This window comes from Bradyrhizobium sp. CCBAU 51745, from assembly GCF_028128715.1.
Taxonomy (GTDB): Bacteria; Pseudomonadota; Alphaproteobacteria; order Rhizobiales; family Xanthobacteraceae; genus Bradyrhizobium; species Bradyrhizobium manausense.
The window spans coordinates 32210-59182 of the sequence record NZ_LBJP01000007.1 but is presented as its reverse complement, the minus strand read 5'-3'; the positions used below and the strand labels follow the sequence as shown (position 1 = coordinate 59182).

20 protein-coding genes are annotated in these 26973 nt (G+C 64.7%); 11 read left to right on the top strand and 9 right to left on the bottom strand.

Translation table 11 applies throughout. The features are described 5' to 3' along the window. Positions 1-557: 557 nt before the first annotated feature. A complete protein-coding gene (locus tag XH98_RS07545) occupies positions 558-812 on the bottom strand; it encodes a hypothetical protein (RefSeq protein ID WP_057752820.1) in 255 nt (84 codons plus the stop codon). Between the two features lie 136 nt (positions 813-948). On the opposite strand from XH98_RS07545, the gene XH98_RS07540 reads away from it, so the two are divergent. From XH98_RS07540 to XH98_RS07530, 3 genes are read left to right on the top strand one after another with little or no spacing between them, the layout of a single operon-like run. Further along, complete coding sequence (locus XH98_RS07540) at positions 949-3027, top strand: M3 family metallopeptidase (RefSeq protein WP_271598959.1); 2079 nt, start codon at positions 949-951, stop codon at positions 3025-3027. Then, the gene (locus XH98_RS07535; RefSeq protein ID WP_271618556.1) at positions 3027-3665 is read left to right on the top strand and encodes a DUF1007 family protein; all 639 of its coding nucleotides are present in this window, start codon (positions 3027-3029) and stop codon (positions 3663-3665) included. The genes XH98_RS07540 and XH98_RS07535 overlap by 1 nt, the downstream gene beginning before the upstream one ends. Further along, positions 3662-4759 (top strand): nickel/cobalt transporter, encoded by a 1098-nt coding sequence (locus tag XH98_RS07530; protein WP_271598958.1) that lies wholly within the window; start codon positions 3662-3664, stop codon positions 4757-4759. The genes XH98_RS07535 and XH98_RS07530 overlap by 4 nt, the downstream gene beginning before the upstream one ends. 199 nt (positions 4760-4958) lie before the next feature. Here XH98_RS07530 and XH98_RS07525 read toward each other — a convergent pair whose 3' ends face one another. Next, positions 4959-5357 (bottom strand): MAPEG family protein, encoded by a 399-nt coding sequence (locus XH98_RS07525; protein WP_271598957.1) that lies wholly within the window; start codon positions 5355-5357, stop codon positions 4959-4961. An 82-nt stretch (positions 5358-5439) separates the two neighbouring features. Between XH98_RS07525 and hemH the strand changes: the two genes are divergently transcribed. The 4 genes from hemH to XH98_RS07505 all read left to right on the top strand — a co-directional run bounded on the left by hemH (position 5440) and on the right by XH98_RS07505 (position 9163). After that, positions 5440-6477, top strand: a complete 1038-nt coding sequence (hemH, locus tag XH98_RS07520) for a ferrochelatase (RefSeq protein ID WP_271618260.1) — start codon at positions 5440-5442, stop codon at positions 6475-6477. A gap of 25 nt (positions 6478-6502) precedes the next feature. After that, on the top strand, positions 6503-7471 hold the full coding sequence (locus tag XH98_RS07515; protein WP_271618259.1) for an ABC transporter substrate-binding protein: 969 nt from the start codon (positions 6503-6505) through the stop codon (positions 7469-7471). Positions 7472-7692: 221 nt separating this feature from the next. After that, positions 7693-8694: an SPFH domain-containing protein gene (locus XH98_RS07510; protein WP_057752809.1), complete on the top strand. Its 1002-nt coding sequence runs from the start codon at positions 7693-7695 to the stop codon at positions 8692-8694. Between the two features lie 25 nt (positions 8695-8719). After that, complete coding sequence (locus XH98_RS07505) at positions 8720-9163, top strand: NfeD family protein (protein WP_271598954.1); 444 nt, start codon at positions 8720-8722, stop codon at positions 9161-9163. Positions 9164-9272: 109 nt separating this feature from the next. On the opposite strand, the gene XH98_RS07500 is transcribed toward XH98_RS07505, so the two are convergent. Continuing rightward, complete coding sequence (locus XH98_RS07500) at positions 9273-9611, bottom strand: winged helix-turn-helix transcriptional regulator (protein WP_271598953.1); 339 nt, start codon at positions 9609-9611, stop codon at positions 9273-9275. Between the two features lie 70 nt (positions 9612-9681). Here XH98_RS07500 and XH98_RS07495 point away from each other — a divergent pair, with 70 nt between their 5' ends. Then, positions 9682-10233 (top strand): carboxymuconolactone decarboxylase family protein, encoded by a 552-nt coding sequence (locus tag XH98_RS07495; RefSeq protein ID WP_271618258.1) that lies wholly within the window; start codon positions 9682-9684, stop codon positions 10231-10233. Between the two features lie 128 nt (positions 10234-10361). Here XH98_RS07495 and XH98_RS07490 read toward each other — a convergent pair whose 3' ends face one another. After that, the gene (locus tag XH98_RS07490; protein WP_271598951.1) at positions 10362-11369 is read right to left on the bottom strand and encodes a KpsF/GutQ family sugar-phosphate isomerase; all 1008 of its coding nucleotides are present in this window, start codon (positions 11367-11369) and stop codon (positions 10362-10364) included. Positions 11370-11563: 194 nt separating this feature from the next. Between XH98_RS07490 and XH98_RS07485 the strand changes: the two genes are divergently transcribed. After that, positions 11564-13309 carry an outer membrane beta-barrel protein gene (locus XH98_RS07485; protein ID WP_271618257.1) on the top strand — a complete coding sequence of 582 codons (1746 nt, stop codon included), beginning with the start codon at positions 11564-11566 and terminating at the stop codon, positions 13307-13309. Between the two features lie 149 nt (positions 13310-13458). On the opposite strand, the gene XH98_RS07480 is transcribed toward XH98_RS07485, so the two are convergent. Both XH98_RS07480 and gltB read right to left on the bottom strand, forming a co-directional pair. After that, entirely contained in the window at positions 13459-14910 is a 1452-nt protein-coding gene (locus tag XH98_RS07480) for a glutamate synthase subunit beta (protein ID WP_271598949.1), read from the bottom strand. Positions 14911-15086: 176 nt separating this feature from the next. Further along, entirely contained in the window at positions 15087-19820 is a 4734-nt protein-coding gene (gene gltB / locus XH98_RS07475; RefSeq protein ID WP_271598948.1) for a glutamate synthase large subunit, read from the bottom strand. 488 nt (positions 19821-20308) lie between these two features. Between gltB and XH98_RS07470 the strand changes: the two genes are divergently transcribed. Next, entirely contained in the window at positions 20309-21043 is a 735-nt protein-coding gene (locus XH98_RS07470) for a hypothetical protein (protein WP_271598947.1), read from the top strand. 143 nt (positions 21044-21186) lie between these two features. On the opposite strand, the gene XH98_RS07465 is transcribed toward XH98_RS07470, so the two are convergent. Both XH98_RS07465 and XH98_RS07460 read right to left on the bottom strand, forming a co-directional pair. Next, entirely contained in the window at positions 21187-21957 is a 771-nt protein-coding gene (locus tag XH98_RS07465) for an alpha/beta fold hydrolase (RefSeq protein ID WP_271600800.1), read from the bottom strand. Between the two features lie 243 nt (positions 21958-22200). Further along, positions 22201-22662 (bottom strand): Hsp20 family protein, encoded by a 462-nt coding sequence (locus XH98_RS07460; protein ID WP_057752931.1) that lies wholly within the window; start codon positions 22660-22662, stop codon positions 22201-22203. Between the two features lie 231 nt (positions 22663-22893). Here XH98_RS07460 and XH98_RS07455 point away from each other — a divergent pair, with 231 nt between their 5' ends. Then, positions 22894-23841, top strand: a complete 948-nt coding sequence (locus XH98_RS07455; protein ID WP_271618256.1) for an alpha/beta fold hydrolase — start codon at positions 22894-22896, stop codon at positions 23839-23841. Positions 23842-24015: 174 nt separating this feature from the next. On the opposite strand, the gene XH98_RS07450 is transcribed toward XH98_RS07455, so the two are convergent. Beyond that, on the bottom strand, positions 24016-26823 hold the full coding sequence (locus XH98_RS07450) for a di-heme-cytochrome C peroxidase (RefSeq protein ID WP_271618255.1): 2808 nt from the start codon (positions 26821-26823) through the stop codon (positions 24016-24018). Between the last annotated feature and the right edge of the window lie 150 nt (positions 26824-26973).

The following is a 26973-nucleotide window of genomic DNA, read 5'->3' as shown; positions in this document are numbered from 1 at the left end:
CTGCCGTGGATTGGTTGGGAGAGTCTCCCGCCCGCTCACCTGGCAATGAAGGACAAGCCTTTTCAGTAGCCCGCGCCGGCGGTGGAATGCCGGTAGAGACCAAAAAAGCCCGATCCGTCGTTGCTTTAAGTCGCGTCCCCCGTTGAGAGCGGGGTGCGCCGGTTCGCCTCCGGCTGCCAGTCACGGTTGCAAAGAGCGAAGTCACCTTCGACAAGGCATCTCTTTGAGAGAGATGCTGGGCGCTCCGGGTTTGCCGTCAGTCGTTCGACTTTTCAGTCCTCGACTTCTGCACTTCCGAAGAGCCCCTCGGCTTCTTCACCCCTTGGCGGCTGTCCGGCCTCTTGTCCGGATACCTACCGACTGACACACGACCACAGGCACGTGCGAAATTGGGCAAAAACGCACATAAGGGTTTTGACTCGGCTTCGCAAGAATTTTTTTAGGCTGAGAACAGAATTGCCTAACATCTGCTTGCGCGGTGGTGCGCGAGCGACGCGGAAGATGAACGTGCGTTAATTTTTTGGTGTCGCGCGCGTGACGGCGTCGCGCAAGACGACTCAGCGGCGCTTGAAGAACGGCTCGACGCGCTGAGCTGCGCGGATGAAGGCGGTCATGACCAGCACGCCGAGTGCGAACAGCACGGCCTGAAGGATGTGCGCGCCCTGGTCACCGAGCCCGATCAGAATGGCGAGCGCCCAGCCGCCGGCAAACGCGGCGCCGAACACCTCGGCGCCAATCAGGATGGCGGCGCTGATGACGGTGATGACGCTCGGCCAGACGATCTGACGGGACGACGAGGAGGGCGCGTTCATGGGCGTTGAGGTCCGTGGTTTCGAGGGCCGCAATCTCCCCGAAAAGCCCGGCGGGAGCAAGGCCAAATGGCCCAAAAAAGCCCCATCGCGTGCTATAGCTGGCCCCAACAAATCGCCTCAAAAAACGGGACTTGCGATGTCAGACCCCCGCCAAACCACGGACGCCGAGACCAATCCGCTACTGAAGGCCTGGGTGACGCCGTTTGCGACCCCGCCCTTCAACGAGATCGTGCCGGAGCACTTCCTGCCGGCCTTCGAGCAGGCCTTCGCCGATCACTCCGCCGAGATCGCGGCCATCACCAATGATCCGGCTGCGCCCGACTTCGCCAACACCATCACGGCGCTGGAACGCTCCGGCAAGCTGCTCAGCAAGGTCGCCTCGGTCTTCTACGACCTGGTCTCGGCGCATTCCAACCCGGCCATCCTCGAGATCGACAAGGAGGTCTCCTTGCGGATGGCGCGGCACTGGAATCCGATCATGATGAACGCCGTGCTGTTTGGCCGCATCGCCCAGCTGCACGAGAACCGCGGCAGTCTCGGTCTGACACCGGAGCAGCTCCGCCTCTTGGAGCGCACCTATACCCGCTTCCACCGGTCCGGCGCCGGCCTGTCCGACGAGGCCAAGACGCGCATGGCCGAGATCAACGAGAAGCTGGCCCAGCTCGCGACCGGCTTCAGCCATCACCTGCTCGGCGACGAGCAGGACTGGTTCATGGAGTTAGGGGAGGCCGACCGCCAGGGCCTGCCCGAGAGCTTCATCGCCGGCGCCAAGGCGGCGGCGGAAGATCGCGGCATGGCAGGCAAGGCCATCGTCACGCTGTCGCGCTCCTCGGTCGAGACGTTCCTGAAGAGCTCAGGCCGGCGAGACCTGCGCGAGAAGGTCTACAAGGCCTTTATCGCGCGCGGCGACAACGGCAATTCCAACGACAACAACGCGACCATCGGCGAGATCCTGAAGCTGCGCGAGGAGACCGCCAGGCTCCTGGGCTATCCGACCTACGCCGCCTACCGGCTCGAGGATTCCATGGCCAAGACGCCCGACGCGGTGCGCGGCCTCCTGGAGCGGGTCTGGAAGCCGGCCCGCGCCCGGGCACTCGCCGACCGCGATGAGATGCAGGCGCTGATCACGGAGGAGGGCGGCAATTTCAAGCTCGCGCCCTGGGACTGGCGTTTCTATGCCGAGAAGCTCCGCCTCCAGCGCGCCAATTTCGACGACGCCGCGATCAAGCCCTATCTGACGCTCGACCACATGATCGCCGCAGCCTTCGACTGCGCCACGCGCCTGTTCGGCATCACCTTCGAGGAGCGCAAGGACGTCCCGGTCTGGCATCCCGACGTCCGGGTCTGGGAGGTCAAGGGCCCCGACGGCAAGCACAAGGCGCTGTTCTACGGCGACTACTTCGCCCGGCCGTCCAAGCGCTCCGGCGCCTGGATGACCTCGCTGCGCGACCAGCAGAAGCTCGACGGCGAGATCGCGCCGCTCGTCATCAATGTCTGCAATTTTGCCAAGGGCACAGGCGGCGAGCCCTCGCTGCTGTCGCCCGACGATGCCCGCACCCTGTTCCACGAGTTCGGCCACGGCCTGCACGGCATGCTCTCCAACGTGACCTATCCCTCGCTGTCGGGCACGTCGGTCTTCACTGACTTCGTCGAGCTGCCGTCGCAGCTCTATGAGCATTGGCAGGAGCGGCCCGAGGTGCTGCAGCAGTTCGCCCGGCACTACCAGACCGGCGAGCCGCTGCCGGACGATTTGCTCAAGCGCTTCCTCGCCGCGCGAAAATTCAACCAGGGCTTTGCCACGGTCGAATTCGTCTCCTCGGCGCTGGTCGATCTCGAGTTCCACTCCCAGCCCGCCGCCGCCGCGCAGGATGTCCGCGCCTTCGAGAAACGCGAGCTGGAGAAGATCGGCATGCCCGAGGAAATCTCGATGCGGCACCGGCCGACCCAGTTCGGCCACATCTTCACGGGCGACCACTATGCTGCCGGCTATTACAGCTACATGTGGTCAGAGGTCATGGACGCCGATGCCTTCGGGGCGTTCGAGGAAGCCGGCAACATCTTCGATCCCGCGGTGGCCAGGCGCCTCCACGACAACATCTATTCGAGCGGCGGGTCGGTCGATCCGGAAGCGGCCTATGAGGCGTTCCGCGGCCGCCCGCCTGAGCCCGACGCGCTGCTCCGCCGCCGCGGCCTGCTCGACGACAAGGCGGCTTGATCGACATGCGCGTGCTGCTGGGATGGCTGCTCGCCGCCGGCCTGCTGCTTGCATCGGGTCCGGCGAGCGCGCATCCGCACGTCTGGATCACCGCTTCAAGCGAGCTGCTCTACGCCGAGGACGGCAGCATCACCGGCGTGCGTCACGCCTGGACGTTTGATGACATGTTCTCGGCCTATGCGGTGCAAGGGCTCGAGAGCAAGAAGAAGGGCGCCTATACGCGCGAGGAGCTCGGGCCGCTGGCGCAGACCAATGTCGAGTCGCTGAAGGAATACGCCTACTTCACCTTCGCCAAGGCCGACGGCAAGAAGGAGCGCTTTGGCGAGCCGGTCGACTATTATCTGGACTACAAGGACACTGTGCTGACCCTGCACTTCACGCTGCCGCTGAAGACGCCGCTCAAGCCCAAACAGCTCGTGCTGGAAGTGTTCGACCGCTCCTTCTTCATCGATTTCCAGATGGCCAAGGATAATCCCGTCAAGCTGGTCGGCGCGCCATCAGGCTGCCAGATGAAACTCGATCGTCCGAGCGACGGCACCGCGACCGCGCAGAAGCTCAACGAGCAGACTTTCATGGACGGCCCGAATGCCAATTTCGGCATGATGTTCGCCAACAAGATCACGGTGGATTGTCCGTGAAGCCGAAACTTTCGTCCGTTGCGCGCGGGCTCATCGCTTGCGCCGCCGTTCTCCTCGCCGTCGGCGTGGCGGATGCCGCGCTTCACCATGTCCTGGCGCAAAATCCGTTCGGCGCGCCGAAGCAGTCGCCAGCGGCGCAGCCCGAGGCCAGTGGCCTGATCGGCTGGCTGCTGGCAAAACAGTCGGAATTCTATCGCCAGATGTCGTCGACCATCCGCGCTGCCAAATCCGACGGCTCGGCGCTGTGGACGCTGCTCTTCATCTCCTTTGCCTACGGCATCTTCCATGCTGCCGGCCCCGGCCACGGCAAGGCGGTGATCGCCTCCTATCTCGTCGCCAACCGCGAGACCGCGCGGCGCGGCATCGCGCTGTCGTTCGCCTCAGCGCTGATGCAGTCGCTGGTGGCGATCCTGATCGTCGGCATCTCGGCCTGGATCCTGAACGCCACTGCCAGGACCATGTGCAAGGCGGAAGGGGCGATCGAGATTGCAAGCTACGCCTTGATCGCGCTGTTCGGCCTGCGCCTGGTCTGGACCAAGGGCGGCACCTTCATCCGCGCGCTCCAGGTGACGCAGCCGGTGCCGGCCATGGCGGGCGTGCCGCATGACCATCATGATCACGGCCATCACCATCATGACCATGATCACCATCACCACGATCACGCACACGCCCCTCACCACCACGGGCACGACCACGTCCATGAAGAGCATTGCGGCCATTCCCATGGCCCGACCCCGAGCGAGCTCGCCGGTCCCGGCGGCTGGCGGCGCGGGTTCGCCGCGATCCTGACCGTCGGCATCCGCCCCTGCTCGGGCGCGATCCTGGTGCTGGTCTTCGCACTCGCCCAGGGTTTGTTCTGGGCCGGTATTGCCGCGACCTTCCTGATGGGGCTGGGCACCGCGATCACGGTCGCGGCCATCGCCGTGGTCGCCGTCTCGGCCAAGGACATCGCCGGACGCCTCAGCGCGGGCCGCGACGGTGGAGGCGCGCTGTTCATGCGCGGCATCGAATTCGGCGCCGCGGCTCTGGTGCTACTGTTCGGGGCGGGGCTGCTGTTCGGCTACATCGCGGCCGAGCGGACGACGTGCTTTTGAGCCAAGCCGCGATCACTTAATCCCGTCACCCTGAGGTGGCCGCTTCTTCAGCGGCCCCCGAAGGGCGACGGCCCGGCTGCATCGGGGCCGTCCATCCTTCGAGGCTCACCCCGCGGTGCGTTGCACCGCGGGGCTCTCGCCTCCAGCGACAACGGCTTCGCCGTTGCGCGGGGATGACGGTTTAGGGGAGCCGTGCAACTCACCCCGGCAAAAACCGCTTCAACATCGGCATGAGGAAGATCGCCAGGTTGAGTGCAAAACCGACGCTCCAGAGGATGGAGCGGAGGGTCGGCCGGTTGCCGAGATAGGTCAGCACATAGGCGACCCGCACGATCAGGAACAGCACTGCGAGCTCGTCGATCAGGCGCTGCGGGGAGTCACGAAATTCTGCGAGCAGGACGGCGAAGGCGAAGAACGGGAAGGTCTCGATGCCGTTCTGGTGCGCGCCGAGCGCCCGCTGCGAGATGGCGTCTTGGTAAAAGGCGGGGTCGCGCGGCCGGGAATTGTCGAAGCCGCGAAACCTGATCCATTTGATCGAGACGATCGTTAAGAGATAGAGCAGCAGCGCTCCGAGAACGCACCATTCCGCGAGCGTCATCTTCCCTCCCCCGCTTGTGGCGGACCCTAGCGAAACCGGGCTCATCTTGACAAGTTCGGAGCAACGCGCGACGCAACTGGACATGACGACCCTGGCCCCCCTCGTTTCAGCGAAGCCGACCGTTCAACCCAGCCAGCCCCGCGTCGGTGTGCTGCTGATAAATCTCGGCACGCCCGATACGGCCGACGCCGCCGGCGTGAGGGTGTATCTGAAGGAATTCCTGTCGGACGCCCGCGTCATCGAGGACCAGGGCCTGATCTGGAAAGCCGTGCTGAACGGCATCATCCTGCGCAGCCGCCCCCGCACCAAGGCGCTCGACTACCAGAAGATATGGAACGTCGAGAAGAACGAGTCGCCGCTGAAGACCATCACGCGGTCGCAAGCGGGCAAGCTCGCCGCCGCGCTGTCGGATCGCGCGCATGTCGTGGTGGATTGGGCGATGCGCTACGGCAATCCCTCGATCAAGGCGGGGATCGATGCGCTGATCGCAAAGGGATGTGAGCGCATTCTCGCCGTGCCGCTCTATCCGCAATATTCCGCTTCGACCTCGGCGACCGTCTGCGACGAAGTGTTCCGCGTGCTCGCCAGCCTGCGCAGCCAGCCGACATTGCGGGTAACGCCGCCTTACTACGAGGACGAGGCCTATATCGAGGCGCTCGCCGTCTCGATCGAGACCCATCTGGCGAATTTGTCCTTCAGGCCCGAGCTGATCGTCGCGTCCTTTCACGGCATGCCGAAGGCCTATGTCGACAAGGGCGATCCCTATCAAAGGCAATGCATCGCGACGACGCAGGCGCTGCGTCGCCGGCTCGGTATGGATGAGACAAAACTGCTGCTGACCTTCCAGTCGCGCTTCGGCAATGACGAGTGGCTGCAGCCCTACACCGACAAGACGATGGAGCGGCTGGCGAAAGAAGGCGTGCGCCGTATCGCGGTGGTGACGCCGGGTTTCTCCGCCGACTGCCTGGAGACGCTGGAGGAGATCGCGCAGGAGAATGCCGAGATCTTCAGGCACAATGGCGGCGAGCAGTTTTCCGCGATCCCCTGCCTGAACGACAGCGATCCTGGAATGGACGTGATCCGAACGCTGGTGCTGCGCGAGCTGCAGGGCTGGATCTAACATGCCTGGCTCCAGGGAGCGTTTCATGAACCGCCGCGACTGTCTGGCGCTTCTGGGAACGATCGCGGCATGGCCGGCCTCCGCGCCGGCCCAGCAGCCGGCCGCGCAACGCCGGCTCGGGGTGCTCTCGGTCACATCAGCTGATGAGGTGATCGGTCAGGCCAACCTCGTCGAGGCGCTGGCCGCTCATGGCTGGAAGGGAGAGGACAATCTCAGGATCGACTGGCGCAGCAGCGCCGGCGATCGGACGCGCCTCGCGCAGCTTGCCGACGAGCTGATCGCGCTTAAGCCCGACATCCTGCTCGCGCTCGGCACGCCGTCGGTGGAGGAGCTGCGCCGGCGCACCACGACGATCCCGATCGTGTTTGCGGTGGTCACCGATCCGGTCAGCCAGGGCCTTGTCCAGAACCTCGCCCATCCCGGCGGCAACATCACCGGATTCACCGATTACGACGGTCCGCTCGCCGGCAAATGGCTGGAGATGCTGACGCAGGTCACGCCAAAGGTCTCCCGTGCCTTCGTCGTCTACAATCCTGCCACCGCGCCATTCGCGACGCTGATGCTGCATACGCTCGAGGAGGCCGCACGGACGCTGCATGTGACGATCGAGCCTGCGCCGGTGCATGATGTCGCTTCGATCGCCACGCTGGCCGCGCGCAAGGATGGCGGTTTCCTCGTCCTGCCCGACTTCTTCGCCATCGCGAACCGCGCGCCGCTGCTGGCGGCGATTGAGCAGGCGCATCTCCCGGCTGTGTTTTGCATCCGCGCCTTTGTCGATGAGGGCGGGCTGATGTCCTACAGCACGGACAGTGCCGAGCAGCTCCGACGCGCGGCGGGCTATATCGATCGCATTCTGAAGGGTGCCTTGCCGGCCGACCTCCCGGTCCAGAATCCGACCAAGTTCGAGCTGGCGATCAATCTCAAAACGGCCAGGGCGATTGGCGTCACGCTTCCCCCCGGCCTGCTCGCAATCGCGAACGAGGTCATCGAGTAGCGTCGCTATTTGTTAATTTTTGCCGGTAGGTCTGCGCCGTGGCGCTTTCAAGAGCCCTTCGAAAATACATAATCGAGACCGTTCGTGCATCTGGCGTCTTGTGCGGAAAGGCACCGATGCCGACGTGAAAAGCGGCCGCTGAACCGGTAGGGTGCCGATCCCGACCAATGACAGCGCGGGAAGGGCCTGTTTCCCGGCTTCTTTCCCGCCTTGGAGGAGATATGAGCGGTTTCGATATTTTTGCGATTGTTCTGGTGTTGCTCGTCATCATCACGCTGATTGCCGGCGTGAAGACGGTGCCACAGGGCTATGACTGGACCATCGAGCGGTTCGGCAAATACACGCAGACGCTGAGCCCCGGGCTCAATCTGATCGTGCCCTATTTCGATCGTGTCGGGCGCAAGATCAACATGATGGAGCAGGTGATAGACATTCCCGAGCAGGAGGTCATCACCAAGGACAACGCCACCGTGACGGTGGACGGCGTCGCCTTCTATCAGGTGTTCGACGCGGCGAAGGCCAGCTACGAGGTCGCCAACCTTAACCAGGCCATCACGGTGCTCACCATGACCAACATCCGCTCGGTGATGGGCTCGATGGATCTCGACCAGGTGCTGTCGCATCGCGACGAGATCAACGAGCGCCTCTTGCGCGTCGTCGACGCCGCGGTCTCGCCCTGGGGCGTCAAGGTCAACCGCATCGAGATCAAGGACATCGTGCCGCCCGCCGACCTCGTCGAGGCCATGGGCCGGCAGATGAAGGCCGAGCGCGTCAAGCGCGCCGACATTCTCGCCGCCGAAGGCCAGCGCCAGTCCGAGATCCTGCGCGCCGAGGGCGCCAAGCAGGGCCAGATTCTCCAGGCCGAAGGCCGCAAGGAAGCGGCGTTTCGCGACGCCGAAGCGCGTGAGCGGTCCGCCGAGGCCGAGGCCAAGGCGACGCAAATGGTCAGTGAGGCCATCGCCAAGGGTGACGTCGCGGCGCTGAACTACTTTATCGCCGATAAATACATCAAGGCGTTCGGCCAGTTCGCGGAGGCGCCGAACCAGAAAATCATCATGCTGCCGATGGAGGCGACCAGCATGCTCGGCTCGCTCGCCGGCATCGGCGAGATCGCCAAGGCAACGTTCGGAGAAAGTGCTGCGTCGGCGGTCGCTGCGGCCCGTCGCGGCGGTTCGGTGCCGCCGTCAGGTCCGACGCCGCCGACTCCACCGGCGGTGCCGTGAAGGCAGCATTGAGAGAGGTCGTGTCATGACCGACATGTTCGTATCGCTCGGCACCTGGAACTGGCTGATCTTCGGCTTCATCCTGATGGCGTTGGAGGTGGTCGCGCCGGGCGTGTTCCTGTTCTGGCTCGGGCTTGCCGCGCTTTTGGTCGGCCTGATCTCGTTCGTTACAGTGATCTCCTGGCAGATCCAGCTGGTGATGTTCGCGGTGTTCGCAGCGGCCGCCGTGCCGGTCTGGCGCCGGCTCGCCCGGCCGAAGCCGGATGACAGTGCCAGTCCCTTCCTCAACAGGCGAACCGAGGCGCTGCTCGGCCGTGAGTTCACGCTGGAGAAGCCGATCATCGACGGCAACGGCACCGTCCGCATCGGCGACACGGTGTGGCGCGTCGCAGGCCCGGATACGCCGGCAGGCACGCGGGTGAAGGTGGTGCAGGTGGATGGTGCCAACCTGACGGTGGCGGCGGCGTGAGCCGCCGTCATTGCGAGCGCAAGCGAAGCAATCCAGACTGTCTCCGCGGAAAGACTCTGGATTGCTTTGCTGCGGTCGCAATGACGAGCTTGCGGATGGAGCGCCAGACTCAGGCACCGCTCTTGCTTCGCCACCTCTCCGCAAACCGGTGCAGCGGCATGACCATCTCGCCCAGCTCGCGTCCGAGCGCCGTCAACCCATAACCGCCGCCGTCACCGAGCTCGACAAACCCCGCCTCGCGCAGTTCCGTCAGCCGCGCCTGCAGCACTGTCGGCGAAGCCTCGTCGCAGGCCGTGCGCAACGCACGCGAGGTGAGGGGTTTTTCGCGCAACTCCCACAGGATCCGCAAAGCCCAGCGCCGCCCCAGCAGATCGAGCAGCACCATGATCGGCCGCCCGGTGCGCGAGCCGCGCACGCGGCGGTCCCCCGAGCCCGTCTGTTTCGCCATCCTACCCTCTTGCGATTTGCTACAGATAATGTAGCGTCATGCTACATTATCTGTAGCAAACAGGACGTCCATGTCATCCCCGGCTCCGCGTATCGCCCCGCTCACGCCGCCTTATCCACCGGAGATCCAGGCGCAGTTCGATCGCATCATGCGCGGCGCGCCGCCGCTGATGTTGTTTCGGGTGATGGCGGGCCATGGTCGCGCCTGGGACAAGTTTCGCGCCGGCGGCCTGCTCGATCCCGGCCCGTTATCGTTGCGAGAGCGCGAGATCGTCATCGACCGCACCTGCGCGCTGAACAGATGCGAATATGAATGGGGCGTCCATGTCGCGGTCTTTGCCGCGCCGGCAAAACTCACCGAGGATGAGGTCCGTGCGACGGTCGAGGGCGATGCGAGCTCATCCTGCTGGTCACCTGCCGAGCGGGCCCTGATCGCCGCCGTGGATGCGCTGCACACAAGCGCGACGTTCACCGACGCCGAGTTCGCGGCACTGTCGGCGCATTACGACGAGGCGCAGATCCTGGAGATCATGTTGCTGTGCGGCTTTTATCGTACCGTCTCGTATCTGGCGAACGGGCTGCGATTGCCGCTGGAAGAGAAGGCGGCGCGGTTTCCGGGGTAGTTGTCATTCCGGGGCGCGCGAAGCACGAGCCCGGAATCCATAGAGCGACAAACCCCGCGGCATGATGGATTCCGGGCTCGCGCCCAAGGGGGCGCGCCCCGGAATGACGAGTGGAGAGAGCGGAAGCCTTACGCCACGCCCGCCCGTAGCAGATCGTGCAGATGCACGATACCGACCACCTTGTCCGCCTCGGTCACCACAAGCGTCGTGATCTTGCGCGTGTTCAGCACCTCGATCATCTCCGTCGCCAGCATCGAGGGCGGCACGGTCTTGGGCTGCCTGGTCATGATCTCGTCGACCGACGCGGTCAAAAGGTCCGGCCGCATGTGGCGGCGCAGATCGCCGTCGGTGATGATGCCGATCGCCTCGTTGGCGTCATTGACGATGCAGACACAGCCCAAGCCCTTGGCCGACATCTCCATCACCGCGTCCGACATTTTGGTGCCGAGCGGCTTGACCGGGATTTCGGCGCCGGTGCGCATGTAGTCGCGGACGAATTTCAGCATGGCGCCGAGCTTGCCGCCGGGATGGAAATGCGCGAATTCCAGCGCAGTGAAGCCGCGGCCCTCGAGCAGCGCAATCGCGATGGCATCGCCGATCGCGACCTGCATCATGGTCGAGGTGGTCGGCGCCAGATTGTGCGGGCAGGCCTCGCGCGCCTTCGGCAGCTCGATGACGATGTCGGCGGCCTGGCCGAGCGAGGACGCTGCGTTCGACGTCACCGCGATCATCGGGATCGCAAAGCGCGCCGAATAGTTCACCAGCGTCTTCATCTCCGGCTGCTCGCCGGACCAGGACAGCGCCATGATGACGTCGTCGGCGGTGATCATGCCGAGGTCGCCATGGGCGGCTTCCGCGGTGTGGACGAAGAAGGCCGGTGTGCCTGTCGAGGCCAGGGTCGCCGCGATCTTGCGGGCCATGTGGCCGGACTTGCCGAGACCGGTGACGATGACGCGGCCCTTGGCGTTGCGGATCAGGTCGACCGCTTTCGCGAACGGCTCGCCGAGCGGGCCGCGCAGCGCGGCCGCAAGCGCGTTGATGCCGCCGCTCTCGGTCTCCAGCGTGCGGAGCGCGGATTCAACGGATGTAGGGGTGGGGCCGGATGAGGAGGTCATCAGCGGTTTCGAACTCGGCATAGACAAGGTCCAGGGAGGAGGGGCGTCGGCCCAGTGGCCGCCTCCTTAGCACGCCCCGGCCGATCAGGCGACGCGCGCACCAAAGCCCGCAACGGGTCATTAACCATAATTGTTTTAACTCCATTAACGATGGTTCCCCCGCACCGGCGGAAAGCCGTCGTTGAAGTATTTGATTTTGTTGGAGTTATTTTATCGTGGGGTCGCCTCCAGGCAGGGGCCGGAGCCGCAGCGCGTGCGCTTTCCGCGCTGCCTTGCCGTGCCTGCTGCTATCAGCGCTGGAAAGCTCACCAGTGGCGGCCCAGAGCCTCACGCCCGATCTTTTCAATCCCAGCCGCGGCGGCTTCGTGGCGCCTGACGCGCTGCCGATGCGCCGCACGGCGGGCGTCTTGCAGGCGCCGTCGGACGCGGTCCCGCAGCCGCCGGATCCCAACGGCGATCCGCGCAAGAAAAGCGATGCGCCGGCGACGTCGCGCGTCGGTCAGGTGCCCAGCTACGGGCTGCCCGCCGCGAACGGCGCGAGCAGCTCGGGCTACGACTCGCTCAATCGCAAGCGCCAGCAACCAAAACTCTATCCGGGCCAGCTGAAGCCGAAGAAGCCCGCCGGCCCCGGCTCGCCGGTGCCAGCTGCAACGCCGGCGGTCTCCACGCTGGGACCGCCGCGCATTGCGCCGCCGCCGTCGGAGACCGCGCACAAGACGCCGCTGCCGCCGGCGATGGCCGGTGTCGTGCCCGGCCAGCCGCTGCGCCGCCGCCTCAAGGTCGACGACGATGCGTTCGGCGCGGTCGGCGACTACGCCGGCAGTTTTCTGATCAAGGGCGGGCTCGAGCTCTCCACCGGCTATGACACCAATCCCGCGCGTCTCAGCAAGCCGGTCGGCTCGCCTGTTTACGTCGTGGCGCCTGATCTTCTTGTCATATCCGACTGGGAGCGCCACGCGCTGGTCGCCGATTTGCGCGGCTCGTTCTCCGGCTACACCAACAATATGCCGGCGACGATCGACGGGCTTCCCTCGCCCTCGCCGGTCGAGATCAACCGCCCCGATTTCATCGGCCATGTCGACGGCCGCTACGACGTCGACCGCGATCTCAAGCTGACCTCGCAGCTGCGGCTGCGGCTCGCCACCGACAATCCCGGCAGCCCGAACGTGCAGGCGGGCCTGCAGAAATATCCTGTCTACGCCACCTATGGCGGCACCTTCGGCTTCGACCAGGCCTTCAATCGCTTCCAGGTCGCCGCCGGCGCCACGATCGATCGCACCGCCTACACCGATTCAAAGCTCACCGACGGCTCGACCTTCAGCAATGACGACCGCGACTTCAACCAGTATGGCGGCGTCGGCCGCTTCTCCTACGAGCTCAAGCCGGGCCTGAAACCCTTCGTCGAGATCGAGGGCGACAACCGCGTCCACGACCAGGCGGCCGACCGCAACGGTTACTTGCGCGATTCAAACGGCGGCTACGCCAAGATCGGCTCGTCCTTCGAGTTCTCGCGTATCCTCACCGGCGAAGTCTCGGTCGGCTATTCCGCGCGCAACTATGTCGACCCGCGCCTGAGCCAGCTCTCGGGCTTCCTCACCTCGGGCTCGCTGATCTGGAACGCCAGCGGGCTGACGACGGTGAAGTTCAACACCGACACGCAGATCGCGGAAACCACCATCCCCGGTTCCTCCGGCGTGCTGGTGCACACCTATGCCGCCGAAGTCGACCACGATTTCCGCCGCTGGCTCACCGCGATCGGCAAGTTCACCTACGGCACCTACGACTACCAGGGCCAGAATCGCAACGACAAGACCTACTCGCTCGAAGGCAATTTGATCTACAAGCTCAACCGCAACATCTGGATCAAGGGCACGCTGCGCCACGACATCCTGGATTCGAACCAGCCGGGCTCGAGCTCGCAGGGGACGGTGGTGATGCTGGGCGTGAGGCTGCAGAATTAGCGGCGCGCGATGAGGCGCGAGCGCGCAGCTCTCTCAGCTCGTCATTCCGGGGCGCGCGAAGCGCGAGCCCGGAATCCATTCATCTACCAACTCTGAGGTCCAATGGATTCCGGGCTCGCGCCAAGTGGCGCGCCCCGGAATGACAAAGCCTACCGCGGCAGGTCCGTCTTCCCCATCAGGAACGTATCGATCGACCTGGCACACAGCCGGCCTTCGCGGATCGCCCACACCACCAGCGATTGCCCACGGCGCATGTCGCCGGCGGAGAACACGTTCGGGCGCGAGGTCTGGTAGTCGAGCGTGTTGGCCTTGACGTTGCCGCGCGGGTCGAGATCGACTGCGAGCTGCTTCAAGAGGCCCTCGTGCACGGGATGGACGAAGCCCATCGCGAGCAGCACCAGCTCGGCGTCGAGTTCGAACTCGGTGCCTTCGATCGGCTTGAACTTGTCGTCGACGCGGACGCAGTGCAGCTTCTTGACCTTGCCGTTCTCGCCGGAAAATTTCTGCGTCAGCACGGCGTATTCGCGGATCGCGCCTTCGGCCTGGCTCGAGGACGTGCGCATCTTCAGCGGCCAGTTCGGCCAGGTCAGGGCCTTGTTCTCGCGCTCGGGCGGGGCGGGCATGATCTCGAGCTGGGTCACCGACAGCGCGCCCTGGCGCAGCGAGGTGCCGATGCAGTCGCTGCCGGTGTCGCCGCCGCCGATGACGACGACATGCTTGCCGCCGGCCAAGATCTCCTTGACGCCGTTCAGCGGCTCCTCGGAGACGCGGCGGTTCTGCTGCGGCAGGAAGTCCATCGCGTAGTGGATGCCGTCGAGCTCGCGGTCGGGAATCGGCAGATCGCGCGGAGCTTCGGCACCGCCGGTCAGCGCCACCGCGTCATACTCGTTGAGCATCTCGCGCGGATCGACATTGCCGGCCGCGCCGACATGGCTGTTGTAGTGGAAGGTGACGCCTTCGGCTTCCATCTGCTTGACGCGACGGTCGATGATGCCCTTCTCCATCTTGAAGTCGGGGATGCCATAGCGCAGCAGCCCGCCGGCCTTGGCGTACTTCTCGTAGACATGCACGTCGTGGCCGGCGCGCGCGAGCTGCTGGGCGCAGGCCATGCCGGCCGGGCCGGAGCCGATCACCGCGACCTTCTTGCCGGTCTTGACCGCAGCGATCTCAGGCTTCAGCCAGCCATTGTCCCAGGCGCGGTCGACGATCGCGCATTCGATGGTCTTGATGGTGACAGGGTTGTCGTCGATGTTGAGCGTGCAGGACGCTTCGCACGGCGCAGGACAAATGCGGCCGGTGAACTCCGGAAAATTGTTGGTCGAGTGCAGGTTGCGCGAGGCTTCTTCCCAGTTGCCCTGATAGACGAGGTCGTTGAAGTCAGGGATCTGGTTGTTGACCGGACAGCCGGGCGTGCCCGGCGCGACCGAGCCGGTGCCGTGGCAATAGGGAATGCCGCAATTCATGCAGCGCGCGGCCTGGTCGCGCGTTTCCCTTTCGGTCAAGGGAACGACGAATTCTTTGTAATGCTTCACGCGCTCGACGACCGGGGTGTACTTGCGATCGTGCCGTTCGATTTCGAGAAAACCCGTGATCTTGCCCATTAAACCCGAAGTCCCTGCCGCTTAAATTCGTTCTGTTTCTTGCTCGTCGTCATTGCGAGGAGGTCGTGACAAAATTGCTAGGCAATTTTGCACTGTAGCGACGAAGCAATCCAGTCTGTTTCCGCGGAGAGTTTCTGGATTGCTTCGCTGCGCTCGCAATGATGGGGTGTGATGCCTTACGCCCCGATCGCGATTTTCGGCTCGGCGTCCGCGTTGGCCGCCATTTCGCGCAGCGCGCGCCGGTACTCGACCGGCATCACCTTGCGGAATTTCGGCAGCCATTCCTTCCAATTGGCAAGGATATCGGCCGCGCGCTCGGAGCCGGTCGCCTTGGCATGGCGCGTGATCAGGACGTGCAGCCTCTCGACGTCGGAGGCGAGCAGGTTCTGGAACACGTCGACCCGGCCGTGTGCTTCGAGGTCCCCGGCATGGTGATAGGTGCCGGCGTTGATCAGCTCTTCGGACAACACCGGCTCGAGCTCGACCATGCTGAGATTGCACAGCTTGTCGAACTCGCCGGTCTCGTCGAGCACGTAGGCGATGCCGCCGGACATGCCCGCCGCAAAGTTGCGCCCGGTCTTGCCGAGCACGACCACGATGCCGCCGGTCATGTATTCGCAGCAATGATCGCCGGCTCCTTCGACCACGGCGACCGCGCCCGAGTTGCGCACGGCAAAGCGCTCGCCGGCGACGCCGCGGAAGTAGCACTCACCCTCGATCGCGCCGTACATCACGGTGTTGCCGACGATGATGCTCTCTTCCGGCACGATGGCGGAGTTCTTCGGCGGCTTGACGATGATCTTGCCGCCCGACAGGCCCTTGCCGACATAGTCGTTGGCTTCGCCTTCGAGCTCGAAGGTGACGCCATGAGCGAGCCACGCCCCGAACGCCTGGCCGGCGGTGCCCTTGAGGCTGACATGGATGGTGTCATGCGGCAGGCCGGCATGGCCGTAGATCTTGGCGACCGCGCCCGACAGCATCGCGCCCGCGGAGCGGTTGGTGCTGTTGATCGCAGCCTCGATTCTGACCGGCGCGCCGCGGTCGAGCGAAGGCTGCGCCTGCGCGATCAGCGAGCGGTCGAGCACCGCCTCCAGATGATGGTTCTGGCGCTCGGAGTGATAGATCTTCTGGCCCTTCTCTTCCTTCTGCTTGACGAACAGCTTGGAGAAATCGAGGCCCTTGGCCTTCCAGTGCGCCACCAGCCTGGTCTGGTCGAGCAGCTGAACCTGGCCGACCATCTCGTTGAAGGTGCGGAAGCCGAGCGAGGCCATGATCTCGCGGACTTCCTCCGCGACGAAGAAGAAGTAGTTGATCACGTGCTCGGGCTGGCCGGTGAAGCGCTTGCGCAGGACGGGATCCTGCGTCGCGACGCCGACCGGGCAGGTGTTGAGATGGCACTTGCGCATCATGATGCAGCCGGCCGCGATCAAGGGCGCGGTGGCGAAGCCGAACTCGTCCGCGCCGAGCAGCGCGCCGATCACGACGTCACGCCCGGTGCGAAAGCCGCCGTCGACCTGGACCACGATGCGGCTGCGCAGCTGCTCGCGCACCAGCGTCTGGTGGGTTTCGGCAAGGCCGATTTCCCAGGGACTGCCGGCGTGCTTGATCGAGGTCAGCGGCGATGCGCCGGTGCCGCCCTCGAAGCCCGCGATGGTGACATGGTCGGCGCGCGCCTTGGCAACGCCTGCGGCCACGGTGCCGACGCCGATCTCGGAGACCAGCTTGACCGAAACGTCACCCGTCGGGTTGACGTTCTTGAGGTCATAGATCAGCTGCGCCAGATCCTCGATCGAATAGATGTCGTGGTGCGGCGGCGGCGAGATCAGGCCGACGCCCGGGGTCGAGTGACGCACTTTGGCGATGGTCGCGTCGACCTTGTGGCCGGGCAGCTGGCCGCCTTCGCCGGGCTTGGCACCCTGCGCCATCTTGATCTGCATCATGTCGGAGTTGACGAGATACTCCGTGGTGACGCCGAAGCGGCCCGAGGCGACCTGCTTGATCGCCGAACGCATGGAATCGCCGTTCGGCATCGGCTTGAAACGGTCGGCTTCCTCGCCGCCTTCACCGGTGTTCGACTTGCCGCCGATCCGGTTCATGGCGATCGCGAGCGTCGTGTGCGCCTCGCGCGAGATCGAGCCGAAGCTCATCGCACCGGTGGCGAAGCGCCTGACGATGTCCTTGGCCGGCTCGACCTGCTCGATCGGGATCGGCTTGCGCTTCTCTTCCTCCGCGTTCTTGATCCGGAACAGGCCGCGCAGCGTCAGCAGGCGCTCGGACTGCTCGTTCAGGATCTTGGCGAAGGCACGATAGCGCTCCTGCGAATTGCCGCGCGCGGCGTGCTGGAGCAGCGAGACCGACTCGGCGGTCCAGGCATGGTCCTCGCCGCGGCTGCGGTAGGCGTATTCGCCGCCGACATCGAGCGCGTTCTTGTAGACCAGCGCCTCGCCGAAGGCGTCGGCATGACGGCGCACGGCTTCCTCGGCAATCTCGGCAAGGCCGACGCCTTCGACGCGGGTATGCGTGCCGGCGAAGAATTTTCCGACGAAATCGGCCTTGAGGCCGACCGCGTCAAAAATCTGCGCGCCGCAATAGGACTGGTAGGTCGAGATGCCCATCTTGGACATCACCTTCAGCAGGCCCTTGCCGATCGACTTGATGTAGCGCTTGACGATCTCGTAGTCGTCGAGCGAGCCGGGCAGGCGGTCCTTCATCGCGATGATGGTTTCGAACGCGAGGTAAGGATTGATCGCTTCGGCGCCGTAGCCGGCAAGGCACGCGAAGTGATGCACCTCGCGCGGCTCGCCGGATTCGACGACCAGACCGACCGAGGTGCGCAGGCCCGTGCGGATCAAATGATGATGCACGGAGGCGCAGGCCAGCAGCGACGGGATCGGAACCCGGTCCGTGCCGACCATGCGGTCGGACAGGATGATGATATTGACGCCCTCGCGCACGGCGGCCTCGGCGCGCGCGCAGAGCTCATCGAGCACCTGGTCCATCCCGGCCGCGCCGAGACCGGCATGGAAGGTGGTATCCAGCGTGCGCGACTTGAAGTGCGTGTCGGCCACGTCGGAGATCGAGCGGATCTTTTCGAGATCCGCGTCGGTCAGAATCGGCTGGCGCGCTTCCAGGCGCTTGGTGGTGGCAAGGCCCTGCAGATCGAACAGGTTCGGCCGCGGTCCGATGATGGAGACGAGGCTCATCACCAGCTCCTCGCGGATCGGGTCGATCGGCGGGTTGGTGACCTGCGCAAAATTCTGCTTGAAATAGGTGAATAGCGGCTTGGCCTTGTCCGACAGCGCCGAGATCGGCGTGTCGTTGCCCATCGAGCCCGCGGCTTCCTCGCCGGTGGCTGCCATCGGCGTCATCAGGATGGAAATGTCTTCCTGGCTGTAGCCGAACGCCTGCTGGCGATCGAGCAGCGACAGGTTCGAGCGCACGCCTGTGGTCGGCACCTTCGGCAGGTCTTCCAGCACGATCTGGGTCCGTTCCAGCCACTCCTTGTAGGGATGGCTCTTGGCGAGCTCGGCCTTGATCTCGTCGTCAGGAATGAGACGACCCTGCTCGAGGTCGACCAGCAGCATCTTGCCGGGCTGCAGGCGCCACTTGGTGATGATCTGGTCCTCGGGGATCGTCAGCACGCCCATTTCGGACGCCATCACGATGCGGTCGTCCTTGGTGACGAGATAGCGCGCCGGCCGCAGGCCGTTGCGGTCGAGCGTGGCGCCGATCTGGCGGCCGTCGGTGAAGGCGATCGCGGCGGGGCCGTCCCACGGCTCCATCAGGGCAGCGTGATATTCGTAGAAGGCGCGGCGCTTCTCATCCATCAAGGGATTGCCGGCCCACGCCTCCGGGATCATCATCATGACGGCATGCGGCAGCGAGTAGCCGCCCTGCACCAGGAATTCGAGCGCGTTGTCGAAGCAGGCGGTGTCCGACTGGCCTTCGTAAGAGATCGGCCAGAGCCGGTTGATGTCCTTGCCGTAGAGCTCGGAGCTGACCGAGGCCTGGCGCGCCGCCATCCAGTTGGTGTTGCCGCGCAGCGTGTTGATCTCGCCGTTATGCGCGATCATGCGATAGGGATGCGCCAGCGACCACGCCGGGAAGGTGTTGGTCGAGAAGCGCTGGTGAACCAGCGCGAGCGCGCTCTCGAAATCCTTCTCGTGCAAATCGGGATAGTACTTGCCGAGCTGGTCGGCGAGGAACATGCCCTTGTAGATCACGGTGCGGCAGGACATGGAGCAGGGGTAATAGCCGGCGAGGCCGCGGTCGCGGCGCTGGTAGATCGCCTGCGAGATCGACTTGCGCAGGATGTAGAGCCGGCGCTCGAACTCGTCCTCGGTCTTGGCGACGCCGTTGCGGCCGATGAACACCTGCATGCAGGCGGGCTCGGTCGGCTTCACGGTGACGCCGAGCGAGGAATTGTCGGTCGGCACGTCGCGCCAGCCGAGCAGGGTCAGGCCTTCCGCCTTGATCTGGTCGGCGATGATGCTCTTGATGACGTTGCGCCAGGCGGTGTCGCGCGGCATGAACAGCGCACCGATGGCGTATTCACCGGGCGCCGGCAGCTCGAACTTGTTCTCCTTGGCCTTGCGGCTGAAGAAGGCATGCGGGATCTGCACCAGGATGCCGGCGCCGTCACCGGCGCGCGGGTCGGCGCCGACCGCGCCGCGGTGCTCGAGGTTGCAGAGGATGCTCAGCGCGTCCGAGACGATCTCGTGCGACTTCTTGCCCTTGATGTTGGCGATGAAGCCGACGCCGCAGGAGTCCTTCTCCAGGCTCGGATCGTACAGGCCTTCGGCTTTGGGCCGTGAATTGTGCTCCTGAATCGGATCGGTCGTTTTCGAGGCGACCGTCGCCGACAGCTCTTCTGCCACGATGTTTCCGCGCTCGAATTGCGACCCGTTCATTGTTCCAATCCTCTCCATGCGGCAAGCTGCCTCACCGCCATCTTCGGCGCACCTTCGGCGTTCCGCGGCACCCGCCTGGGTCACCGCTCGTCCGCTGCGAGCCGCATTTTCTTAAATTCAGGCCAAGGCGTTCTTCGTCCCCGAGAACGGCTTTTCCTGTTGCCTATGGTGCTCGGAAGCACCGACTTTCGTTGCAATCCCTGTGCCGGGACCGCAAGCAAAATTGAGACAGTCTTCCTGTCCTAAACATCACCTTGCCAAATTTTTGTCTATCACACAAGCGCGCGGAAGTCCCGATTCCTCATAAGTCAATCGATCGCTTTCCAAAAGTTGCGCGGCCCCCGTTTTGAAGCAAACGCGCCCCGATCCGGCCCAAGCGGCGCCGAAATCCCCAATGAAGCTTCACCTCAGCCCTTCGAAAGGCGCGCCACGCCGCAAGAAGCGAAAGAGCGCTGACCATTCGGGGGCCTGACAGGAGCGTGCCGACCATGAAGTTTTTCACAGGATGTGTGGCCGCCGCCGCGCTGGCGCTGGTGGCAAATGCCGCGGAGGCCCAGGTATCGGCGAAGGGAGCCGCGGGCGGGGCCTATATCGCGGTCTCGGATTTCGACGGACCCTACGCGCCGCCGGTGGCCGCGCCACCACCGCGTTACGGCTATGGCTATGGCTATGAGGAGCGCGGCGAGGGCCCGGCGCTGCTGCCGGCCACGGAGGTCTATGCCGTGCTGCGCGACAACGGCTTCTCGCCAACAGGCATCCCCCACCTGCGCGGCGCGGTCTACACCATCGCGGTGATCGACCGCCGCGGCGACGACGGCCGGCTCGTGATCGACGCCCGCGATGGCCGGATCATCCGCTTCATGCCGGCCGCTGACGCCTATGGCATGGCGCCGGCCTATGAGGAGCCGCAGGTGGCACCTTACCGGCCGCAAAGCGCACTGCCGCCGCCGACCATGGTCCGTGGCGGCCCGCCGCGCCCGCCTGCCTCGATCCCGCATGTCGCCAGCCGCGCCGTGCCGCTGCCGAAGGCGGCTCCGCAGCGTGCCGAGACGCCGGTTGCGGCAGCCAAGCCTGCAGAGCAGGCGACGCAGGTCCAACCCGCACAGCAGACCGCGACCGTGCAAGCAAAACCCGCGGAGGCGGCGCCGACCGTGGGCCAGGCCAAGCCGGCTCCGACGATCCTGCCGACCCAGGAGATGCCGGCGGTGCAAGGATTGGATTAGGCGAGGCTGCGCATCACACCATCGGTGTCGTCCCGGCCTAGTGCGCAATTGCGCACTAGGCCGGGGCGACATCGTGGAGGGAGGTTGGCAAAACGAAAGGCGCCTGAGCACTCAGGCGCCTTTTGCATTTCCGCCATCGCCGCTCAGCTCCGCGGGTACCCCGCCGCCTCCAGGATCAAATTTGCCACCTCCTTCGGATGCGACACCAGCGAGAGGTGGCCGGCGTCGAGCTCGATCGTGGTGGCGTTCATGCGCTTGGCGAGGAAGCGTTCGAAATCGGGATTGATGGTGCCGTCGTTCTTCGACACCGCATACCAGCTCGGCTTCGTGTGCCAGGCGGCTTCCGTGGTGCGGCCGGCGAAGATCGAGGCGGCTGTCGGCCATTGCACGGCGAAGAGCTCCTTGGCTTGCTCCGGCTTCACGCCATTGGCGAAATATTTCAGGAAGGCGTCTTCCGAGAGTTTCGTGAAGCCGTCGCGCTCGACGATGCCGGCGCGTGCCGGTCCCGTCGGAAACTGCTTCGACAGCGCGACAAAGTCCTCGGCGGCATCGGGGGCGCGCGCGGCGATGTAGACGAGGCCGGTGACCTTTGGATCGGTGCCGACCTGGCTGATCACGGTGCCGCCCCAGGAATGCGCAACCAGCACGGTCGGGCCATCCTGCTCGGCCAGCACACGCCTGGTGGCCTCGACGGAGTCCGCAAGCGAAGACAGCGGATTCTGCACGGCCGTCACGTGAAGGCCGGCGGCCTGGAGGATCGGGATCACCTCCGACCAGCTCGAACCGTCGGCCCAGGCGCCGTGCACCAGCACGACGTTGCTGGCTTTCACGGTCTGTGGCGTCTGCGCATGAGCAAGGCTGATGGGGGCCGCCAGCAGGCTCGCGGCGACGAAAAGGCTGCGCCAGAAAGTCATGATCATTCTCCGTCTTGTTTTGGGTAGCGATGTCCAAAGGACGGAGCGAGAGGCGGGGGTGTTACGCTGCTCACCTGCCTGTGATGCGGTGCAATACCGTCATCAGATGGGAGACGGCAGCCCAGCAATCGATGTCGTCCTGCTTTTCGCCAGGACGACGCTGAGGAGATGCTGTGCGTAAAGCGCAAAAAACGCCCCGGGGGCACCGGGGCGTTTTCGCAACTTGGAGATCGCACGTGCGCGTTACGCGGCGACCGAGCTCTCGATCACCTGCGCCTTGGCAGCGCCGGTGTTGATCGCGATCTGGCGCGGCTTCTTGGCTTCGGGGATCTCGCGCACGAGGTCGACGTGAAGCAGGCCGTTCTCGAGCGAGGCGTCCTTCACCTGCACGAAGTCGGCAAGCTGGAAGGCGCGCTCGAAGGCGCGGGCGGCGATGCCGCGATAGAGCACCTCGGACTTCGAGTTCTCGTTGGCGACTTTCTCGCCCTTGATCGTCAGCGTGTTTTCCTTCGCGACGATGGAGAGCTCATCCTTGGAGAAGCCCGAGACCGCAACGCTGATGCGGTAGGCGTTCTCGCCGGTGCGCTCGATGTTGTAGGGGGGATAACCGGGGCTGCCGTCAGTGCCTGCCTGGTCGAGCAGGTTGAAGAGGCGGTCGAAGCCGACGGTGGAACGATAGAACGGGGTGAGATCGTAGCTACGCATGGTCAAGTCCTCCATTGAGCGACTGTTGGTAACCCGCCCGCCATTCGGGCCGGGCTTAGTCTGTGTGCAGCCTGATGTTCCGGTTCCGAAACACTGGTAGCGGCCTGCACTGAAATGATATGGGTGGGTCCAGACGGCGTTCAAGAGGGCGGAATCAGCGCCTTTTCGACGCTCCCGCCCCTTGATCTCAAGCACTTGAGGACAGCACTTGGCGCCCACGCACTCCCGATCATGACGCTGGTTTCGATTCCGTCCAACCCCGTTCCCGAAGACGTCGTCAGCGGCACCATCAAGACCTCGGATGGCGTCGAGCTGCGCTTTGCGCGCTGGGCGCCGCCGGCGAACCGCAAGGGCACGGTCTGCGTCTTCACCGGGCGCAGCGAGCAGATCGAGAAATATTTCGAGACCGTGCGCGATCTGCGCGACCGCGGTTTTGCGGTGGCGATGATCGACTGGCGCGGGCAGGGGCATTCCGCGCGGCGTCTGCGCGATCCGCGCAAGGGCTATGTGCGCAACTTCTCCGACTACGAGATCGACGTCGAAGCCTTCGTGCAGCAGGTGGTGCTGCCGGACTGTCCGCCGCCGTTCTTCGCGCTGGCCCATTCCATGGGCGGCGCGGTGCTGCTGCGGCTGGCGCATGCGGGCAAGCGCTGGTTCGATCGTATGGTGCTGACCGCGCCGATGATCGACCTGCCCGGTCGCGCTACCTCACTGCCGGTGCGGATGCTTTTGAAGACGATGCGGATGATGGGCCGCGGCGGCGCCTACGTTCCCGGCGGCAGCGATCACCTCACCGGGCTGTCGCCTTTCATCAACAATCCGCTGACCAGCGATCCCGTGCGCTATGCGCGCAATGCCGCGATCCTCGAGGAGGATCCGACGCTGGGCCTGGCGTCACCGACGGTCGCCTGGGCCGATACCGCCTTCCGCGCCATGCACACCTTCAAGGGCATCAACTACCCTTCCGAGATCCGCCAGCCGATCCTGATGTTGGCGGCCTCCAATGACGCCGTGGTCTCGACCGCCGCGATCGAGGAGTTCGCCTACCATTTGCGCGCCGGCTCGCATCTGGTGATCGCCGGATCCAAGCACGAGATCCTCCAGGAGCAGGACCGCTACCGCTCCCAGTTCTGGGCCGCGTTCGACGCCTTCGTGCCGGGCACGCCGCTGTTCAAGTAGCCGTATTCTCCGTCATTGCGAGGAGCCCTTGCGACGAAGCAATCCAGACTGCCTCCTCGGAGAGACTCTGGATGCTTCGCTGCGCTCGCAATGACGGTGTGGAGGCATTTTGCCTCTCCCCGCAGCCGCCTTCGCTGAAGCTTCGGCGGACAAGAGCGGGGAGAGGTGAGACACTCACAGCGTCTTCAGATACTCGATCAGATCGTAGCGCTCTTGTTCCTTGAGCACGCGGCCGATGGTGCCGTCCTTGCCGGGACCCGGCGTGCCATCGAACGAGTGGCCGGCATTGCTGTTGCCGACCAGGTCGGTGCCGTCGGCAGCTCGCGTCGAGAAGCGCGACTGCCCGGTCTTGCAGCTCTCGCCGTCGGTGACGGCGAAGCCGACCTGCTTCGGATCGTAGTCGCGGCCACCGCCCATGCAGAACGACTTGGGACGTTCGGCTGCGGGGCTCAGCATCCAGTAGAGCGACGGCACCGATCCGTTGTGCAGGTAAGGCGCGGTGGCCCACACGCCGTTGAGCGGTCGCGCGCGATACCACGGCCCCGGCTCGTTCTTCTCGGCAGGCTGCGGACCGGGATTGGGGCAATTCTTTCGCGCACCCCACCAGATATTCTGGACCTTCGGGGCGATCTTGGCGTCGTCCATTGCCTTGCGGCTGACGATGTCGACGAGCACCATCAGGCCAAGCGCGTACGGCATGTCGGTCGAGGAGACATCCGGCAGATTGCAGTTCCACCAGCCATTGAGATTCTGCGTGGGATCGAGCTTGAGAAAGCCCGGCACCTGAACCGTGCGGGTTGCCAACACGCTGGCCTGAGACGGATCGGTCCCCATGCCTTTGGCGCTCTTCTGCACCTCGTTCAGGAATTTGTCGTCGCCGATGCTCTGCCAGCGGTCCGAGGACCAGATGCTCTGTTGCGGAAATTCGGTGTCGAACACGGGATCGTTGACCGGACCGAGATGGCATTCGACGCAGATGTCCGCATAGAGCTTGCGGCCGCGTTTGACTCGGTCGCCATCGATCTTCCAGGCATCGTCGCCGAAGATGTCCGAGGGCCATTTCGGCGATGTCAGTCCGGAGAGCTGCTTCTTCGGATAGGGCGCCGATCCTTTCAGCAGATCCTCGATCCAGTTCAGATTCTTGATGTCGATCGACGAGCGGAACAGCGCGTCCTTGGGCGTGGCGTCGGAGAGATTCAACAGCGCGGTCACGCCCAGTGCTTCGCCGGCGTTGCGGATCAGCGGCTGCTCGATGGAGGCGTCATACTGGGCATATTTGAGCCAAGGCACGGTCCAGATCGGCGGGAAGCTCACCGGTGCGTCCCTGGCGTGCAGATTCTTCTCAAAGCCGCTGAGGCCGCTGAGCGTCATGTCCTGGGAGAAGACCTGATTGCCGATGCGATTGAGCGCATCGAGGCGGCCATATCCTTCCTCGGTGTCCTGCTGTGGCTCGTCCCGCCTCGTCTTCTCGTTGAACCTGGTCTTGCCTTCGATGGTTTTGGCGTAGGTCTTCTCCCAGTCGACCAGGAAGGTGCCGATCGCGCTCAGCTTCTGCTTCAGCGCATCGCGGTCCGCATCGCTGGCGGAGGGGCCGAGCACGCGATCGGCAAAGCGCCTGAAGCGACCCGGCACATAGAGCGTGTAGGCGATCGACAGGCCGGTCGTGACCTCGAGCTTCCTGAGGTCGGTCATCGCCGGGCCGCCGTCGAAGCGGATGTCGATGCCCTTGTAGTGGATCTGTCCGGTGTGGCAGGCGGCGCAGGTGAGGCCGATCCGGTCCTCGCCGATCTTGCCGGTCGCAGGATCAGGCACGCCGGTCATGCGCGCAAAGCCGACGGGCAGGCCGTCGACGTTTTCGGCCTGCTTGCCCCAATTGACCGGCGGATCCCACAGCCGCGCCGGCGCCGGCTTGGTCTTGTCATAGACATTGGCATAGCCGAAGCGGCGCAGCGTCGCCTCATCGGTGTTGAGCGTCTGCGGGCTCGGGATGAAGCCGAAGCGCTGCAGATGGCCGCTGTCGTGCAGCATGCCGGGCTTTGCGAAGAAATGCAGCCGCGGCTGCTCCAGCGCCATGAACCAGCTATAGGGCACCGGGAAGGTCGCGGTGCCCTGGCTGGCGTGATGAAACCAGTGCCGGTCCTCCAGCGCCCAGTTTTGCTCGAGCCAGTACGCGGCGCGGGGTTCGACGTGCCGGGGTAATGGCGGCGCCACCAGATTGCCGAGGATGCCGGGCAGCATCGGCTGGAATTGATCGGGAAAGCGCAGCGCCACGATGCCAAAGACGAGGAGAGCGGCAACGAGGCCGCCGACGGCACGCAAGATCAGTGAAGGCGGGCGGACCGGCTGGCTGACCATCCGCTGGGTGACCCTCTCAGGGAATTTGCGCTCGTTGAACAATGTCCTTACCTCGGCCACGCTGAGATAGCGGTCGTCACCCTGACCCTTGCCCATGATCCTGAGCAGGATCGGCCATTCGAACTTCATCAGGAGCGGGTAGTACCAGCGTGCCTGATTGCCGGCGCGCTTGAGATTGTCGTTCATGAAGGTCCGGATCTGCGAGGCGTTGAGGCCGGTCTCGCTGCCGCCAGCGGGATCGGCATAGGTGCTGCCGAACCCGGCGAGCCGCGCGATCTGGTCCTCGTTGACCGTCCCGTCGACGCCGAGGATGCGCGAGCCGGCACCGAGCTTGTCGAGCGGGCCGCCGCGCAAGCGGTTGAGTTGCGCGCCCCAGAAGAGGCTTTGCAGGATGTGACAGGCGCCGTTGGCGATCAGCGCGACGCCGCGGACCTGGATGCGGGCCGAGGTCTTCTTCAGCCCGGTCTCGCCGCTTGCATTTGCGATGGTCTGCGACAGCGTCCGCAGCGGCACGGTGCCGCCGTCGACAAAGCCTTCGCCGACGAGGCCACGCAGGAAAGGGCAGGGATTGTTCGGCGAGACCTGAATCGAGGGGTCGAAGGGGGGCTTCGAGACGGGGTCGTTCATGGCCCAAGATCCTGAAAACAGCGAATCGCGAAATAGGGACGCGCCGATACAGCGCGGAAAAGTCCTAACAAACCGACAGCAACCTATACTACTTCAACGTGTGGGGAAGTGTGGCCGAATTCACTGTCATGTCAAAAAAGCCGGAGGCGC

Coding starts and splice junctions, on each gene's coding strand:
- XH98_RS07545 (WP_057752820.1), bottom strand. CDS start 812: ATGAACGCGCCCTCCTCGTCGTCCCGTCAGATCGTCTGGCCGAGCGTC.
- XH98_RS07540 (WP_271598959.1), top strand. CDS start 949: ATGTCAGACCCCCGCCAAACCACGGACGCCGAGACCAATCCGCTACTG.
- XH98_RS07525 (WP_271598957.1), bottom strand. CDS start 5,357: ATGACGCTCGCGGAATGGTGCGTTCTCGGAGCGCTGCTGCTCTATCTC.
- hemH (WP_271618260.1), top strand. CDS start 5,440: ATGACGACCCTGGCCCCCCTCGTTTCAGCGAAGCCGACCGTTCAACCC.
- XH98_RS07515 (WP_271618259.1), top strand. CDS start 6,503: ATGAACCGCCGCGACTGTCTGGCGCTTCTGGGAACGATCGCGGCATGG.
- XH98_RS07510 (WP_057752809.1), top strand. CDS start 7,693: ATGAGCGGTTTCGATATTTTTGCGATTGTTCTGGTGTTGCTCGTCATC.
- XH98_RS07505 (WP_271598954.1), top strand. CDS start 8,720: ATGACCGACATGTTCGTATCGCTCGGCACCTGGAACTGGCTGATCTTC.
- XH98_RS07500 (WP_271598953.1), bottom strand. CDS start 9,611: ATGGCGAAACAGACGGGCTCGGGGGACCGCCGCGTGCGCGGCTCGCGC.
- XH98_RS07495 (WP_271618258.1), top strand. CDS start 9,682: ATGTCATCCCCGGCTCCGCGTATCGCCCCGCTCACGCCGCCTTATCCA.
- XH98_RS07490 (WP_271598951.1), bottom strand. CDS start 11,369: ATGCCGAGTTCGAAACCGCTGATGACCTCCTCATCCGGCCCCACCCCT.
- XH98_RS07480 (WP_271598949.1), bottom strand. CDS start 14,910: ATGGGCAAGATCACGGGTTTTCTCGAAATCGAACGGCACGATCGCAAG.
- gltB (WP_271598948.1), bottom strand. CDS start 19,820: ATGAACGGGTCGCAATTCGAGCGCGGAAACATCGTGGCAGAAGAGCTG.
- XH98_RS07470 (WP_271598947.1), top strand. CDS start 20,309: ATGAAGTTTTTCACAGGATGTGTGGCCGCCGCCGCGCTGGCGCTGGTG.
- XH98_RS07465 (WP_271600800.1), bottom strand. CDS start 21,957: ATGACTTTCTGGCGCAGCCTTTTCGTCGCCGCGAGCCTGCTGGCGGCC.
- XH98_RS07460 (WP_057752931.1), bottom strand. CDS start 22,662: ATGCGTAGCTACGATCTCACCCCGTTCTATCGTTCCACCGTCGGCTTC.
- XH98_RS07455 (WP_271618256.1), top strand. CDS start 22,894: ATGACGCTGGTTTCGATTCCGTCCAACCCCGTTCCCGAAGACGTCGTC.
- XH98_RS07450 (WP_271618255.1), bottom strand. CDS start 26,823: ATGAACGACCCCGTCTCGAAGCCCCCCTTCGACCCCTCGATTCAGGTC.